The following is a 14363-nucleotide window of genomic DNA, read 5'->3' on the forward strand; positions in this document are numbered from 1 at the left end:
CAGCCGATCCGGGAGGAAGATCATGCGACACCTGCTCTTGTTGTGTCTGGCGCTGTCCAGCGCCTGTGCCGTGGCCGAGACCTACCGCTGGGTCGATTCGGCCGGGCGTACCGTCATTTCCGACACCCCGCCGCCGGGCCGCGCGCACAGCGTGTCGAAGGCCGGCGGCGGCGCCATCGAAACCGATGGCCTGCCGTATTCCGTCAGGAAGGCGGCCGAGGATTTCCCGGTGACCCTCTACACGTCGGCCGATTGCACCAGCCAGTGCAAGGACGCGCGCGACCTGCTGAACCGCCGCGGCATTCCCTTCACCGAGAAGATGGTGCAGAAGCAGGAAGAGATCGACGAACTCAAGCAGCTGGTCGGCGACGCCTTCGTACCGGCACTCAAGGTCGGCAAGCAGAGCTTCCGCGGCTTCGAGGCCAGCGCCTACAACAACCTGCTCGACCTTGCCGGTTATCCGAAGACCGCCGCCTACGGCGCCAAACCGTCGGGCGGCCTGAGCAAGTGAAGATCGCCAGCTGGAACGTCAATTCGCTGAAAGTCCGCCTGCCCCACCTGCTCGACTGGCTCGCCGAGCAGCAGCCCGACGCCCTGTGCCTGCAGGAACTGAAGCTGGAGGACCACAACTTCCCGCGCGCCGAGATCGAGGCAGCCGGCTATCAGGCGGTCTTTTCCGGGCAGAAGACCTATAACGGCGTCGCCCTGCTCGCCCGCCAGCCGATCGCCGACGTGACCTGCGGCAACCCGCATTTCCCGGACGAGCAGAAGCGCCTGATCGCCGGCACCGTCGGCAACACCCGAGTCATCTGCGCCTACATGCCGAACGGCCAGGCGGTGGGCAGCGACAAGTACGACTACAAGCTGCGCTGGCTCGACGCGCTGGCCACCTGGCTCGGCGAGGAGCTCAAGGCGCACCCGAACCTGGCGTTGTGCGGCGACTACAACATCGCGCCGGACGACCGTGACGTGCACGACCCCAAGGCGTGGGCCGGCCAGATTCTGTGTTCCGCACCGGAGCGCGACGCCTTCCGGCGCCTGCTCGCCCTCGGCCTCGCCGACAGCTTCCGCCTCTTCGAGCAGCCGGAAAAGACCTTCTCGTGGTGGGACTACCGCATGCTGGGATTCCAGAAGAACCTCGGCCTGCGCATCGACCACATCCTGCTCTCGCCACCACTGGCCGGCAAATGCACGGCGGCCGGCATCGACCGCGCGCCGCGCAAGCGCGAGCGCCCTTCCGACCACGCCCCGGTCTGGGCGACGCTGGGCTGAAATGACGACAGCTGCGGTCGACCCGCAAAAAGTGCTCGATCTGTACCCGCCGCTGGCGGGCCTGCCGGCCGGGCGGCTGACGGCGCTGCTGCAGGGGCAGACCGTCATGCGGGCGCCGGCCGGCGCCCAGATCTTCGCCGAACACCAGCCCTGCCAGGGCTTCCCGCTCCTCCTCGAAGGCAGCATCAAGGTCGTCAAGCTGGCCGCCAGCGGCCGTGAGCTGATGCTCTACCGGGTCGCTCCCGGCGGCTCGTGCATCATCAGCTCCAGCTGCCTGCTCGGCCATACCGACTACAACGCCCGCGGCATCGCCGAGGCGCCGCTCAGCCTGGCGATCCTGCCGGCGCCGGTGTTCGCGCAGCTGATGGTCGAGCATGCCCCGTTCCGCGATTTCGTCTTCCATCTCTTCGCCGAACGCATCGGCGAACTGATGCAACTGGTGGAGGAAGTCGCCTTCGCCCGCCTCGACCAGCGTCTCGCCAAGCTGCTGCTGGCGCGCAACGAAAATGTCCTGAACGTCACCCACCAGCAACTGGCGGACGAACTGGGCAGCGTCCGCGAAATCGTCAGCCGCCTGCTCAAGGGCTTCGCCGCGCAGGGCCTGGTCGCCCTCGGCCGTGAACAGCTGACCATCGTCGACCGCAGCGGCCTGCAGAAACTCGCCGCTGTGTGACCCAGGTTACAGACCCCGCCGGGCACGCCCGCTAGACTGGGCACCGTACCTACTACTCGACGGAGAACACACCATGGCTGCAAATGTTGGCGGAATCGACAAAATCGTGCGCATCGTTGCCGGTGCCGGCCTGATCGGCGCCACCGTGGCCGGCATGCTGCCGGTCTGGGGCTACATCGGCATCGTCCCCCTGGCCACCGGCCTGATGGGCTGGTGCCCGGCCTATTCGATCTTCGGCATGAACACGTGCCCGACAAAGAAGTAAGCCGGCTGCGCCGAAACGAAAAACCCGCCGCGGCGGGTTTTTTTACGTCAGGTAATTGGCGAGGCGGACATAGTCGGCAACCGGGATGTCCTCCGCCCGCCGCGTCGGGTCGATGCCGAGTGCCGAAAAACCGGCCTCGTCGAGCGTTCCCTTAAGGGTATTGCGCAGCATCTTGCGCCGCTGCGAAAACGCCTGCTGGACGACCCGCGCGAAACGCACCGGATCGCGGGCGGCCAGCTCCGACGCCGGCTTGGGAATCAGACGCACGACCGCGGAATCGACCTTGGGCGCCGGGTCGAAGCTTTCCGGCGGCACGTCGATAAGCCATTCCAGCCAGAAGCGGTATTGCAGCATCACCGACAGGCGGCCGAAATCAGCGTCGCCCGGTTCGGCCACCATGCGCTCGACCACTTCCTTCTGCAGCATGAAGTGCATGTCGCGGACGACGCCGACGCAGTCGGCCAGATGGAAGAGCAGCGGCGTCGAGATGTTGTACGGCAGGTTGCCGACCAGGCGCAGATCGCTGCCGATGCCGGCGAAGTCGAAGGCCAGCGCGTCGCCCTCGTGGATGGTCAGGCGCGCCGGGGGATGCTGCTTTTTCAGGCGGGCGATCAGGTCGCGGTCGATTTCGACGACGTGCAGATGATCCACCCGCGCCAGCAGCGGCTCGGTCAGCGCACCGAGGCCGGGGCCGATCTCGACGACGGTGTCGCCGCGTTGCGGGTCGATGGCGGCAACGATGGCGGCGATGATGCCGTTGTCTACGAGAAAGTTTTGCCCGAACCGTTTGCGGGCGACATGGCCCTTCATTGCCGCACCGCCATGCGGGTCGCCTCGGCCACCGCCTCGAACAGGCTGCCCGGGTCGGCGCGGCCGGTACCGGCCAGTTCGAGCGCCGTGCCGTGATCGACCGAGGTGCGAATGATCGGCAGGCCGAGGGTGACGTTGATGCCGTGGCCGAAGGTGGCGTACTTGAGCGCGGTCAGCCCCTGGTCGTGGTACATGGCGAGCACGGCGTCGCCGCGCGCCAGGACCGGCGGCGTGAACAGGGTGTCGGCCGGCAGCGGGCCGGCGAGCTGCATGCCCTCGCCCCGCAGCCGTTCGACGACCGGCGCGATGACCTCGATTTCCTCGCGCCCCAGGTAGCCGCCTTCGCCGGCGTGCGGATTGAGGCCGGCGACCAGGATGCGCGGATTCGCCAGGCCGTATTTCCGCTTCAGTTCGGCGTGCAGGATGCGCAGGGTTCGTTCCAGGACGTCGGCGGTGATGGCGGCCGGCACCTCGCGCAGCGGCAGGTGGGTCGTCACCAGCGCGACCCGCAACGGCCCGCGCTCGGTGGCGCCGGCCAGCATCATGACGACGAGCGGCGTCCGGGTTTTTGCAGCGAGGTACTCGGTGTGGCCGGTGAAATGGACGCCAGCCCTGTTGATCACGCCCTTGTGCACCGGCGCCGTCGCCATTGCCGCGAACTCGCGGGCGCGGCAACCGGCCAGGGCGCGGTCAAGCAGTGCCAGGACATAGGCGCCGTTGGCCGGGTCGAGCTGGCCGGGTACGGCGGTAACGGCCAGCGGCACGTGCAGCACATCGAGGCTGTCGCGGTCGACCCGGTTTTTAGGGGAAAAATCGCGGATGGCGACATTCAGTCCGATGGCTTCGGCGCGCTCGGCGAGCAGGTTGCGGTCGGCGAGGATGACCGGGTGCCCCGGCCCGTCGTAACCGGCCAGGCGCAGGCAGAGATCCGGCCCGATGCCGGCCGGTTCGCCGCTGGTCACGGCGATGCGGGGCAGCATCATTTTTCTTCGAGGCGGTTTTCGACGTAGGTACGATCGCGCAACTGGCGCAACCAGTCCTGGTAGGCCTCGTCGAGGCGGCGTTCGCGCAGTGCCTGGCGCGCGGCGGCGCGCTGGCGCTCCTCGGAAACGTCACGCTGGCGGCGCTCGAGGACCTGGATCAGGTGCATGCCGAACGGCGACTGGACGACCGGGCTGATTTCGTTGTCCTTCAGCGCATCCATCGCCCGCTCGAAATCCGGCACGGTATCGCCCGGGCTGACCCAGCCCAGGTCGCCGCCCTTGGCCGCCGAGCCGTCCTGCGAATAGAGGCGGGCCAGTTCGGCAAAATCGCCGCCATTGACCAGGCGCTCGCGCAGGTTTTCCATCTTGCGCCGCGCCTCGCTTTCCGAAACCACTTCGTTCACGCGAATCAGGATGTGACGGGCGTGGGTCTGCTGGATCGAGGCCGGCCCGCTGCCGCCCCGCTTGCCGAGCAGCTTGACGATGTGGAAGCCGGCCGACGAGCGCAGCAGGTCGCTGACCTCGCCCGGCTGCAGGCGGACCGCCGTTTCCGCGTAGAGCGTCGGCATGCGGTCCAGCTGGCGCCAGCCGAGACTGCCGCCCTGCAGGGCATCCGGCGCATCGGAGAAGGTCGCCGTCAGTTCGGCGAAGTTTTCGCCGGCCCGGGCCCGCTTGAGCGCCTGCTCGCCGCGCTGGCGCAGCTTCTGCAACTGTTCCGGACTGGCCGATTCGGGCGCCCGCATCAGGATGTGAGCCAACTGGTATTCCTCGCCGCCACCGGTGCTGGCCTGATTGGCCAGGTAGAGGTCGACCTCGCCGTCGGAAATCACCAGCTTGCGGTCCACCTCGCGCTCGCGCAGCCGCACCATCGTCATTTCGCTGCGGATTTCCTCTCGGAAGCGCGCGTAGTTGACGCCATCCTTCTCCAGCGCCTGACGGAACTGCTGCGGGGTCATCTTGTTGTTGGCGGCGATGCGGCCGATGGCCTGGTCGAGTTGCGCATCGTCGACGCGCAGGCCGCTGTCGCGGGCGACCTGCAGCTGGATGCGGTCCATGATGACGCGCTCGAGCATCTGCCGTTCGAGCACCTCCTGCGGCGGCAACGACGTTCCCTGCTTTTGCAGTTGCTTGAGCGCCGCGTCGAGACGGACGCGCAGGTCGTAGAGCGTGATGACCTCGTCGCCGACGACGGCAACGATGCGATCGGCCTCGACCGGTTCGACCGGCGCCGCGCCGGCGGGCGACATGCAGAAGCCGATCAGGGCGAGGAAGAGGAGGAATAGGCTGCGAATGAATGAGTGCATGGCGGTCATTGTGTCGTGAGCAGGCTGCTGGAGGTGGTCAACTCGTTGGTCTTGCCGTAGCCGGGGATGGAACGGCGCAGCAGGCTGATCGGGTTGGAACCGACGCTGCCGAAATCGGTGAGTTCAAGCTGCAGGAACAGGGAGGTGTTGGGCGAACCGGCAATCGCTTCCAGGCGCTGGACGACGGCGCGCAACGCCCAGCAGCCGGCGTTGTATTCGAAGCCGGCAATCCCTTCGAGCAACTGGTTGCTGCCGAGGAAGGAATAGTTATAGCGCCCGACGGCATAGAGATTGGCGGACAATGGCCACTGGCCGGCGATGTCGATCTGGTCGACCGAAGGTAGATTGGTCACCGAGTCGCGATTGTAGCGATAACCGGCGCTGATCACCTTGCCCAGTTCCGGTTGATAGCGCATGCCCATCGAGAAACGTTCATTGACGCTGTCGCGATAGTTGTATTCCCAGGCGACGTCGGCGTAGGTCTTGGGCAGGACGAGGCCGCTGAAGGCGGAAATCAGGTTGGAATAGCCCTGCGGCTGCGGCGACTGGCCGGGCAGCGTGACCTTGCTCTCGGAAAGGTAATAGCGCTGGCCGATCATGGCCCGCAGCTTCTCGACGCCCGTTCCGCTATCGAGCAGGCGGGTGGTCAGCGCCGCCGTCAGCTGATTGGCGTCGTTGATGCGGTCGAAGCCGCTGTAGCGGTTCTCCGCGAAGATCTGGGCGAAGTTGAAATCCGACTGGTAGGTATCGAAGACCGGGATATTGCTCTGGTCCCGGTATGGAATGTTCACATAGTAGAGCCGGGGTTCCAGAGTCTGGATGAACGCATTGCCGAGCAGGTTGGTATCGCGCTCGAAAATCAGGTTGGAATCCAGCGTGAAGGTCGGCATGACGCGGCTGATGCTCGTCGGATCGCTGGCGGTCGGCTGATCGGTCAGCGCGTACTGGGTCGCATGAACGCCGATCTTGGGGATGAAATTGAACGCCGGATGCACGACGGGCAACGATAGCTGAGGGTAGACCACCAGGCGGTTGCCCTGTACCTGGGTGGTGCTGGAAAACTTGGAAAACTGGCCGAGCAGTGTGAAATCGGTCCCGAACAGGTCAGGCTTGAAGCCGATCAGATTGAGTTGCGGCTCCAGAAAATAGGGAATGGCAACCGGGTTGGACGGATCAGTCTGCAGCGTCTGGAAACGCTGGACCTGCAGATTGGTCTGCAGCCAGGGCACCGGCGTGTAGCCGAGCACGAACTGCTGCGGCAGCTGGACCTGGGTCGTCTGCAGCAGGCGGGAAGACAAGTCCTGCCAGTAGAAATTGTCCGATACGCGGTTGTAGTTGACCGTCGCCGAAAATCCGCGCCCGAGGTTCTGCTGGTGCTGGAGCAGATAGGCGTAGCGCTCGCGCTCCGCCATCTGGTCATAAGGCATGTACTCGACGCGCGCGGTACCGCGGTAGTTGAAATCGATGTACTGCGCCTCGGCCCCCAACTGGAAGCCGCGCTTGCTCATGTAACGCGGATAGAAGGTCGCGTCGTAGTTGGGAGCGATGTTCCAGTAGTACGGGATGGTCAGATCCAGCCCGTCGCGGGTCGAAGTCGCAAAGAAGGGATGCAGGACACCCGACTTGCGCTCGTGATTCAGCGAAAAGGTGGCGGCCGGGGTGTAGAAGATCGGCACGTCCTTGAACCAGAACACCGCGTTCTTCGCGTCGCCGACATCCCGGTCGTAGTCGAGATGCACTTCGGAGGCGCGCATGTACCAGTCGGTCGCCCCCGGCTTGCAGGTCGAATAGGTGGTGTCGAGCAGCCTGGTCTGGTTCTCGCCTTCGAACTCCACCCGCGCCGCGGTCCCGCTCGCGATCGACGGGCGGCGCTCCGGCGCGACGGTCGGCAGGCCGTAGCTGTGAGGCACATTGAGCATCATCGGCGCGCCAGAGGTCACGGCATTCGAGCTGGAGGCGGTCGCGACGACCAGCGGTGGCCGGTAGAACTTGCTCGCCACCTGCCTGACGATGAAGAAATCCGCCTGCTCGGCAAAGCCGACCTGTTCGGACAACTGCATCCGCAAATGCGGCGTGTTGACCTCCTGCCCCTCCTGCAACATGCGCACGCTGCCCGTCGCCTCGACCTCGTCGTCGAGCGGCCAGTAAACCATCTTGTCGCCATAGATCAGGCTGCCGGCCCGGCGCAGCTCGACCTCGCCGGTCGCTTCGGCCACCACTTCGGTCCGCCCTTCGAGATGGTCGGCGATGATGAACAACGGGTAGACATCGTCCTTTGCGAGCTGGGGCGGATACGGCACCCCGACCCCCGGCGCCAGCGGCGGCTTCTTGCCGCCCATGACATTGAAGCGGCGCTCGTTGCGCAGGCGCAAGGGCCAGGCGTCGTCCGCCGTCTCGCCACCGGTTGCCGGCACTGCCTCCGGCTTCTGGCGCAGGCTGGCGGCGGCAAGAAGCAGGACATCCGCCTCGGGTGCGGCATGCAGCGCCGGCACGGCGGCGAACATGCAGCAGACGAAGACGGCGAGCGGACGGCGGGCGAAACCGGTCATTGAGAGGATCAGGAGGGCCGGGACCGGAACGGCCGATACCCGAGTGTTAAAATCCCGGCATTTTACAACGAACCCTCTCCCGCCCGCTTAGGCTTCCAATGACGCGCGATCAACTTGTTACCGACTGGGTGGCCCAGCGCTTCCCGAACCAGAACGTCCAGATCACCCCGGCTTCCGCCGACGCCAGCTTCCGCCGCTATTTCCGCCTGGCCTGGCCGGACGGCAGCACGCGCATCCTGATGGACGCCCCGCCCGAGAAGGAAGACTGCAAGCCCTTCATCCACGTCGCCGGACTGCTCGCCAAGGCCGACCTCGCCGCGCCACGCATCCTCGACAAGGATCTCGACAACGGATTCCTGGTGCTCACCGACCTCGGCCGCATCGGCTACCTCGAAGCACTGAAAGCCGACCTGTCGCTGGCCGACCTGCTGATCCGCCCGGTCCTCGACGTGCTGGTCAAATGGCAATGCTCATCCAGCGCCGCCACGCTGCCGCCCTACGACGCCACGCTCTTGCGTCGCGAACTCGATCTCTTCCCCGAATGGTTCATCGGCCGTCACCTCGGCATCGAACTGGCCGACGAAGACAAAGTCATGCTCGACCGTACCTTCAAGTACCTGATCAACTCGGCACTCGGCCAGCCCAAGGTCTTCGTGCATCGCGACTTCATGCCGCGCAACCTGATGGTCGTCGAGAGCGCCGAACGCTTGACGCCGGGCATCATCGACTTCCAGGATGCCGTCTGCGGCCCGATCACCTACGACGTCGTCTCGCTGTTCCGCGACGCCTTCATTTCCTGGGACGAGGAACAGGAAATCGACTGGGTCGTCCGCTACTGGGAAAAGGCCCGCGCCGCCGGCCTGCCCGTGCGCGAGGATTTCGGCGTTTTCTGGCGCGAGTACGAACTGATGGGCCTGCAGCGCCACCTCAAGGTGCTCGGCATCTTCTGCCGCCTCAAATACCGCGATGGCAAGGACAAGTACGTCGAAGACCTGCCGCGCTTCATCAACTACGCCCGCAAGACGGCCAGCCGCTACATCCAGCTCAAACCGCTGCAAAACCTGCTTGACCGGCTGGAAGGCAACACCGAGCAGATCGGCTACCGCTACAAATAATGAAGGCGATGATCCTCGCCGCCGGCCGCGGCGAACGCATGCGGCCGCTCACCGACCACACGCCCAAGCCGCTGCTCGTGGCCGGCGGCAAGCCGCTGATCGTCTGGCACCTGGAACGGCTGGCCGCGGCCGGCTTCCGCGAGATCGTCATCAACCACGCCCACCTCGGCGAGCAGATCGAGCAAACACTGGGCGACGGCGCGAAGTGGGGGCTCACCATCCGCTATTCGCCGGAGCCGCCGGGGGCACTGGAAACCGCCGGCGGCATTGCCACGGCCTTGCCGCAACTCGGTGACGCGCCCTTCCTGGTGGTCAACGGCGACGTCTATTGCGATGTCGATTTCGGCCGCTTCGCCGATTTCCCGCTGGCCAGCGGCCACGCCCACCTGGTCATGGTCGACAATCCCGCCCACCACGCCGGCGGCGACTTCAGCCTCGACGGCGACCGCATCGTTTACGCCCACGGCGACCGAACCGTCACCTATGCCGGCGTCGGCGTTTTTTCGCCGACCTTCTTTGCCGGCGTCCGCCCCGGCACGGTGATGAAGCTGCGCCCCCTGCTCGACGCCGCCATCACCGCCGGCGCGCTGACCGGGGAACGCTTCACCGGCCGCTGGGTCGACGTGGGAACACCGCAACGCCTGACCGAGCTGGATGCAGAACTGAGGAACGCATGACCCACGCCCACTTTCTCGCCCGCCGCCAACGCCTGCTGAAAGCCATCGGCGACGGCGTCGCCATCGTGCCCACCGCCCCGGAAGTCATCCGCAATCGCGACGCCCATCACCCCTACCGCTTCGACAGCTACTTCTGGTACCTGACCGGCTTCCCCGAGCCGGAAGCCGTAGTCGTGCTGGTCGGCGGCAAGCGCCCGAAATCCATCCTCTTCTGCCGCGAGAAGCACGAGGAACGCGAGATCTGGGATGGCTACCGCTACGGGCCCAAGGCGGCCAAGGCCGCTTTCGGCTTCGACGCCGCCTATCCCATCGACCAGCTCGACAAGAAACTGCCAGAATTCCTCGTCGACCGCGACACGCTGTGGCACGCCATCGGCCACGACGCCGAGTGGGACGCCCGCATCGCCAAGGCCTTGAACGCCGTGCGCGCCCAAACCCGGGCCGGCAAACGGGCGCCGCGTGCCATCCACGACCTGCGCGCCGAGCTCGACACCATGCGCCTGGTCAAGGATGCCGCCGAAGCCGCCATCCAGCAACGCTCGGCCGACATCGCCAGCGCCGGCCACGCCCGCGCCATGCGAGCCTGCCGCCCCGGCCTGGCCGAGTACGAACTGGAAGCCGAGTTGACCTACGAATTCCGCAAACGCGGCGCCGACGCCCACGCCTACACGCCCATCGTCGCCGGCGGCGCCAACGCCTGCGTGCTGCATTACGTCGAAAACAACAAGCTGCTCAACGACCACACCCTGGTCCTGATCGACGCCGGCTGCGAAGTCGAAGGCTACGCCGCCGACATCACCCGCACCTTCCCGGTCAATGGCCGCTTCAATGCGGCGCAAAAGGACGTTTACGAAATCGTCCTCGCCGCGCAGGACGCCGCCTTCGCCGCCACCGCTCCGGGTCGCCACTTCATGGAAGCGCACGATGCTGCGGTACGCGTGCTGACCCAGGGCCTGGTCGACCTCAAGTTGCTCAAGGGCAGCATCGACACGCTGATCGAAAAGGGCGACTACCGCCGCTTCTACATGCACCGCACCGGCCACTGGCTGGGGCTGGATGTGCACGACGCCGGCGAATACAAGGTTGGCGAGCAATGGACGGCGTTGCAACCGGGCATGACGGTCACCGTCGAACCCGGCCTCTACATCCGCCCGGCCGATGATATTCCCGAGGCGCTGGCCGGCATCGGCATCCGCATCGAGGACGATGTGCGCATCACCGAGACGGGGTGCGACATCTACACCACGGCGCCGAAGACCGTGGCCGAAATCGAGGAGGTCATGCGCCATGACTGATGCCGTCGAGCATGTCGACATCCTGATCGTCGGCGCCGGCCCGGTCGGCATGACGCTGCATCTGGCGCTGGCGGCGGGCGGCCGGAAATCGTTACTGCTGGATCGTCGCCCTCCGCAGGCGTTGCAGGCCGACCCGCGCGCCCTTGCCCTGTCGCACGGCGCCCGCGAACTGCTCGAACAGATCAATTCCTGGCCGACCCGCGCCGCAACGCCCATCGAGACCATCCACGTTTCGCAAAAGGATGGCTTCGGCCGCACCCTGCTCGACCGCAGCGATTACAAGCTACCTGCTCTCGGTTACGTCGTCCGCTATCGCGACCTCGCCGCAGCGCTGGCCGTCAACCTCGCCGCCGACAGCCTGCTCGCCGAGGCGGAAATCCTCGACATCCACGCGGACGACCAGGGCGCCACCGTCGCGCTGCGCCACGCCGGCCAGCTGCGCACCCTCCGCTGCCAGCTCTTGATCCACGCCGAAGGCACGCCGACCGACGATCCGGCCGTCTCGGTCAGCGATTACGGCCAGCACGCGGTCATCTGCGAAGTGACGCCGACACCTGGCCACGGCAAACGCGCCTGGGAACGCTTCACCCCGGACGGCCCGCTCGCCCTGCTGCCGCTCGGCGCCGAATACTCCATCGTCTTCACGCTGCCGCCGGCCAAGGCCGACGCGGTGATGGCGCTCGACGACGACGCCTTCATCGCCGCGCTGCAAGCCCAGTTCGGCCGCCGCATGCGCTTCGCCAAACCGGGCAAGCGCAGCCGCTTCCCGCTGGCGCTGCGCATGCGCGACACGCTGGTCAAGGGCTGTGAAGTGTGGATCGGCAACACCGCGCAAACCCTGCACCCGGTCTCCGGCCAGGGCTTCAACCTCGGCCTGCGCGACGCCTGGCAGCTCTCCGAAATTTTGCTCAAAAACGGTGTCGACCGCAGCGCTCTCGAAAACTACGCCGCCAGTCGCCGCCTCGACCGCCAGGGCGGCGCCTTCTTCACCGACAAGATCGTCAAGGCCTTCTCGAACGATTTCGGCCCGCTCAAAATCGCCCGCGGCCTCGGCCTGCTGGCCCTCGATCTCTGCCCGCCGGCCCGCCACTTCGTCGCCAAGCGCATGATCTGGGGCGCCCGCGCCTGGCCTTGATCTGCGCCAAGGGCAAGGGCGCGACGCCCGGATAAAGTCGCGCCCGTCGCCCTGTCGTCTGCCGCATGAAAAAAGCCACTGCCTGGTTCCTCGCCTGTCGCCCGAAAACGCTGTCGGTTTCGCTGTCGCCGGTGCTCGTCGGCACAGCCATCGCCTGGCACGATACCCATGCCATCCTCTGGCTGCCGCTCCTCGCCGCCGCACTCGGCGCCGCCTTCATCCAGATCGGCACCAACCTGTTCAACGATGTCGGCGACTTCCTGCGCGGCACCGACACGCCCGGACGCCTCGGCCCCAAGCGCGCCACCGCCGAGGGCTGGCTGACGCCGGGCACGGTCAAAGCCGGCGCCTGGCTCAGCTTTGCGCTGGCCTTCGGGTGCGGCATCTATCTGGTCTGGCACGGTGGCTGGCCCATCGTCGCCATCGGCCTCGCCTCGCTGGCCGCCGGCTGGGCCTATACCGGCGGCCCCCGACCCATCGCCTACGGGCCGCTCGGCGAGCTCTTCGTCTTCCTATTCTTTGGCCTGGTCGCCGTCGGCGGCAGCTATTACCTGCAAACCCTTACCCTGACGCCCACGGCACTGATCGCCGCAACCCTGGTCGGCATCCACGCCGCCGCAGTCATTACGGTTAACAACTACCGCGACCACGACGGCGACCAGGCCAACGGCAAGAACACGCTGGCCGTCCGCCTCGGCCGCCCGGCCACCCGCCACATATACACGGCCGAGATGCTGGTCCCTTATGCCCTGCTGCCCTCACTGGCCGACCTCGGCTGGCCGGCTGCCCTGCCGCTCCTGTCGCTGCCCCTGGCCCTCCGTCTGATCGCCCGCTTCCACCGCGAAGTGCCCGGCCCGGTCTTCAACGCCATCCTCGCCGCCACCGCCGGCCTGCAACTCGTCTTCGCCTTGCTGCTCTCTCTCGCCTTCGCGATTTGACTATTTTTTAGGCGCCCTTTCGGGTAGAATGCGCCGCTTCCCCTGATCTGCCCGGCGCCGTTGTTGCGCCCATTCATCGCCCATGGAATTTGCCGGTTTCACCCTGCGAAACAACCTCTTCGTCGCACCGATGGCCGGGGTCACCGATCGTCCGTTCCGCCAATTGTGCAAGAAGATGGGCGCCGGCCTGGCCGTTTCCGAGATGGTCACCTCGAACTCGCTGCTCTACGGCAGTGCCAAGACGCTGCGCCGCGCCAACCACACCGGCGAAGTGGCGCCAATCTCGGTGCAGATCGCCGGCGCCGACCCCAGGATGATGGCAGAGGCGGCCAAACACAACGTCGATAACGGCGCCCAGATCATCGACATCAACATGGGCTGCCCGGCCAAGAAGGTGTGCAACGTGATGGCCGGCTCGGCGCTGATGCAGAACGAGCAACTGGTCGGCGACATCCTCGACGCCGTCGTCGGCGCCGTGCCCAATACGCCGGTGACGCTGAAATTCCGTACCGGCTGGAACCTGGCCAACAAGAACGCGCCGACCATCGCGCGCATTGCCGAGAACGCCGGCATCCGCGCCGTCGCCATCCACGGCCGGACGCGCTGCCAGCAATACACCGGCGAGGCCGAATACGACACCATTGCGATGGTCAAGACGCTGGTGAAAATCCCGGTCATCGCCAACGGCGACATCACGACGCCGGAAAAAGCCAGGCACGTCCTCGACGTGAGCGGCGCCGACGGCGTCATGATCGGCCGCGCCGCCCAGGGCCGCCCCTGGCTGTTCCGCGAGATCGAACACTATCTGAAGACCGGCGAGAAAATGGCGCCGGCGCCGGTCGGCGAGATCCACGCCATCCTGATGGCGCATCTCGAGGACCTCTACGATTTCTACGGCCTGGACACGGGGGTCAAGGTCGCGCGAAAGCACATCTCCTGGTATACCAAGGGCCTGATCGGCTCGGCGGCGTTCCGCAAGGTGATGAACACGCTGCCGACGGTGGAACTGCAACGCCAGGCGGTCAACGAGTTTTTCCTGCGCTACGCGGAAGAACATGAGCATTTGCAGTACGAAGAACATAAAACATCAGAGGAGGCGTTGGCAGCATGAGCCAACATGATTTGGGGCAATGCGTCACGGACGCGCTGGAACAATATTTCCGGGACCTGGACGGCGAAAAGCCGGCCGCCATCTACGACATGGTCCTGCGCAAGATCGAGAAGCCGATGCTGCAAGTCGTGCTGGCCAAGGCCGGCGCCAACCAGACGCTGGCCGCCGAGATGCTGGGCATCAACCGCAACACGCTGCGCAAGAAACTCACCGAACATCAACTTCTGTAAATCACC

The 14363-nt window shown here is 66.0% G+C and carries 15 protein-coding genes; 11 read left to right on the forward strand and 4 right to left on the reverse strand.

The window, feature by feature from the left end:
- Window positions 1-22 precede the first annotated feature (22 nt).
- The 4 genes from GH660_RS03925 to GH660_RS03940 all read left to right on the forward strand — a co-directional run bounded on the left by GH660_RS03925 (window position 23) and on the right by GH660_RS03940 (window position 2210).
- Window positions 23-511 carry a glutaredoxin family protein gene (locus GH660_RS03925; protein WP_153145250.1) on the forward strand — a complete coding sequence of 163 codons (489 nt, stop codon included), beginning with the start codon at window positions 23-25 and terminating at the stop codon, window positions 509-511.
- Window positions 508-1272: an exodeoxyribonuclease III gene (gene xth, locus GH660_RS03930; protein ID WP_153145251.1), complete on the forward strand. Its 765-nt coding sequence runs from the start codon at window positions 508-510 to the stop codon at window positions 1270-1272. Before GH660_RS03925 ends, xth begins: the two co-directional genes overlap by 4 nt.
- A gap of 1 nt (window position 1273) precedes the next feature.
- Window positions 1274-1945, forward strand: coding sequence for a Crp/Fnr family transcriptional regulator (locus GH660_RS03935; RefSeq protein WP_153145252.1), 672 nt, complete (start codon window positions 1274-1276; stop codon window positions 1943-1945).
- 73 nt (window positions 1946-2018) lie between these two features.
- Window positions 2019-2210, forward strand: coding sequence for a DUF2892 domain-containing protein (locus GH660_RS03940; protein WP_153145253.1), 192 nt, complete (start codon window positions 2019-2021; stop codon window positions 2208-2210).
- Window positions 2211-2252: 42 nt separating this feature from the next.
- Here GH660_RS03940 and rsmA read toward each other — a convergent pair whose 3' ends face one another.
- Genes rsmA through GH660_RS03960 form a run of 4 tightly spaced genes read right to left on the reverse strand, consistent with a single transcriptional unit; the run spans window position 2253 to window position 7856 of the window.
- Window positions 2253-3020, reverse strand: a complete 768-nt coding sequence (gene rsmA / locus GH660_RS03945) for a 16S rRNA (adenine(1518)-N(6)/adenine(1519)-N(6))-dimethyltransferase RsmA (RefSeq protein WP_153145254.1) — start codon at window positions 3018-3020, stop codon at window positions 2253-2255.
- Window positions 3017-4000: a 4-hydroxythreonine-4-phosphate dehydrogenase PdxA gene (gene pdxA, locus GH660_RS03950; RefSeq protein WP_153145387.1), complete on the reverse strand. Its 984-nt coding sequence runs from the start codon at window positions 3998-4000 to the stop codon at window positions 3017-3019. The genes rsmA and pdxA overlap by 4 nt, the downstream gene beginning before the upstream one ends.
- A complete protein-coding gene (locus GH660_RS03955) occupies window positions 4000-5307 on the reverse strand; it encodes a peptidylprolyl isomerase (RefSeq protein ID WP_368666103.1) in 1308 nt (435 codons plus the stop codon). Before GH660_RS03955 ends, pdxA begins: the two co-directional genes overlap by 1 nt.
- A 5-nt stretch (window positions 5308-5312) precedes the next feature.
- Window positions 5313-7856, reverse strand: a complete 2544-nt coding sequence (locus tag GH660_RS03960) for an LPS-assembly protein LptD (protein ID WP_153145256.1) — start codon at window positions 7854-7856, stop codon at window positions 5313-5315.
- A gap of 98 nt (window positions 7857-7954) precedes the next feature.
- Between GH660_RS03960 and GH660_RS03965 the strand changes: the two genes are divergently transcribed.
- The 7 genes from GH660_RS03965 (at window position 7955) to GH660_RS03995 (ending at window position 14357) form a co-directional block, all read left to right on the forward strand.
- Window positions 7955-8971 carry an aminoglycoside phosphotransferase family protein gene (locus GH660_RS03965; RefSeq protein WP_153145257.1) on the forward strand — a complete coding sequence of 339 codons (1017 nt, stop codon included), beginning with the start codon at window positions 7955-7957 and terminating at the stop codon, window positions 8969-8971.
- The gene (murU, locus tag GH660_RS03970) at window positions 8971-9648 is read left to right on the forward strand and encodes an N-acetylmuramate alpha-1-phosphate uridylyltransferase MurU (protein WP_153145258.1); all 678 of its coding nucleotides are present in this window, start codon (window positions 8971-8973) and stop codon (window positions 9646-9648) included. The genes GH660_RS03965 and murU overlap by 1 nt, the downstream gene beginning before the upstream one ends.
- A complete protein-coding gene (locus GH660_RS03975; RefSeq protein WP_153145259.1) occupies window positions 9645-10943 on the forward strand; it encodes an aminopeptidase P N-terminal domain-containing protein in 1299 nt (432 codons plus the stop codon). Before murU ends, GH660_RS03975 begins: the two co-directional genes overlap by 4 nt.
- The gene (locus tag GH660_RS03980) at window positions 10936-12078 is read left to right on the forward strand and encodes an FAD-dependent monooxygenase (RefSeq protein WP_153145260.1); all 1143 of its coding nucleotides are present in this window, start codon (window positions 10936-10938) and stop codon (window positions 12076-12078) included. Before GH660_RS03975 ends, GH660_RS03980 begins: the two co-directional genes overlap by 8 nt.
- A gap of 65 nt (window positions 12079-12143) precedes the next feature.
- Window positions 12144-13016, forward strand: coding sequence for a 1,4-dihydroxy-2-naphthoate polyprenyltransferase (locus tag GH660_RS03985; protein WP_153145261.1), 873 nt, complete (start codon window positions 12144-12146; stop codon window positions 13014-13016).
- 82 nt (window positions 13017-13098) lie between these two features.
- Window positions 13099-14127: a tRNA dihydrouridine synthase DusB gene (gene dusB, locus GH660_RS03990; protein ID WP_153145262.1), complete on the forward strand. Its 1029-nt coding sequence runs from the start codon at window positions 13099-13101 to the stop codon at window positions 14125-14127.
- A complete protein-coding gene (locus tag GH660_RS03995) occupies window positions 14124-14357 on the forward strand; it encodes a Fis family transcriptional regulator (RefSeq protein ID WP_153145263.1) in 234 nt (77 codons plus the stop codon). Before dusB ends, GH660_RS03995 begins: the two co-directional genes overlap by 4 nt.
- Window positions 14358-14363 lie beyond the last annotated feature (6 nt).

The sequence above is a fragment of the Dechloromonas sp. H13 genome (assembly GCF_009469615.1).
GTDB lineage: Bacteria > Pseudomonadota > Gammaproteobacteria > Burkholderiales > Rhodocyclaceae > Azonexus.

What these genes read in the sequence shown, in the direction of transcription:
- GH660_RS03925 (WP_153145250.1), top strand. Translation starts at nt 23, where the DNA reads ATGCGACACCTGCTCTTGTTGTGTCTGGCGCTGTCCAGCGCCTGTGCC.
- GH660_RS03935 (WP_153145252.1), top strand. Translation starts at nt 1,274, where the DNA reads ATGACGACAGCTGCGGTCGACCCGCAAAAAGTGCTCGATCTGTACCCG.
- GH660_RS03940 (WP_153145253.1), top strand. Translation starts at nt 2,019, where the DNA reads ATGGCTGCAAATGTTGGCGGAATCGACAAAATCGTGCGCATCGTTGCC.
- rsmA (WP_153145254.1), bottom strand. Translation starts at nt 3,020, where the DNA reads ATGAAGGGCCATGTCGCCCGCAAACGGTTCGGGCAAAACTTTCTCGTA.
- pdxA (WP_153145387.1), bottom strand. Translation starts at nt 4,000, where the DNA reads ATGCTGCCCCGCATCGCCGTGACCAGCGGCGAACCGGCCGGCATCGGG.
- GH660_RS03955 (WP_368666103.1), bottom strand. Translation starts at nt 5,307, where the DNA reads ATGCACTCATTCATTCGCAGCCTATTCCTCCTCTTCCTCGCCCTGATC.
- GH660_RS03960 (WP_153145256.1), bottom strand. Translation starts at nt 7,856, where the DNA reads ATGACCGGTTTCGCCCGCCGTCCGCTCGCCGTCTTCGTCTGCTGCATG.
- GH660_RS03965 (WP_153145257.1), top strand. Translation starts at nt 7,955, where the DNA reads ATGACGCGCGATCAACTTGTTACCGACTGGGTGGCCCAGCGCTTCCCG.
- murU (WP_153145258.1), top strand. Translation starts at nt 8,971, where the DNA reads ATGAAGGCGATGATCCTCGCCGCCGGCCGCGGCGAACGCATGCGGCCG.
- GH660_RS03975 (WP_153145259.1), top strand. Translation starts at nt 9,645, where the DNA reads ATGACCCACGCCCACTTTCTCGCCCGCCGCCAACGCCTGCTGAAAGCC.
- GH660_RS03980 (WP_153145260.1), top strand. Translation starts at nt 10,936, where the DNA reads ATGACTGATGCCGTCGAGCATGTCGACATCCTGATCGTCGGCGCCGGC.
- GH660_RS03985 (WP_153145261.1), top strand. Translation starts at nt 12,144, where the DNA reads ATGAAAAAAGCCACTGCCTGGTTCCTCGCCTGTCGCCCGAAAACGCTG.
- dusB (WP_153145262.1), top strand. Translation starts at nt 13,099, where the DNA reads ATGGAATTTGCCGGTTTCACCCTGCGAAACAACCTCTTCGTCGCACCG.
- GH660_RS03995 (WP_153145263.1), top strand. Translation starts at nt 14,124, where the DNA reads ATGAGCCAACATGATTTGGGGCAATGCGTCACGGACGCGCTGGAACAA.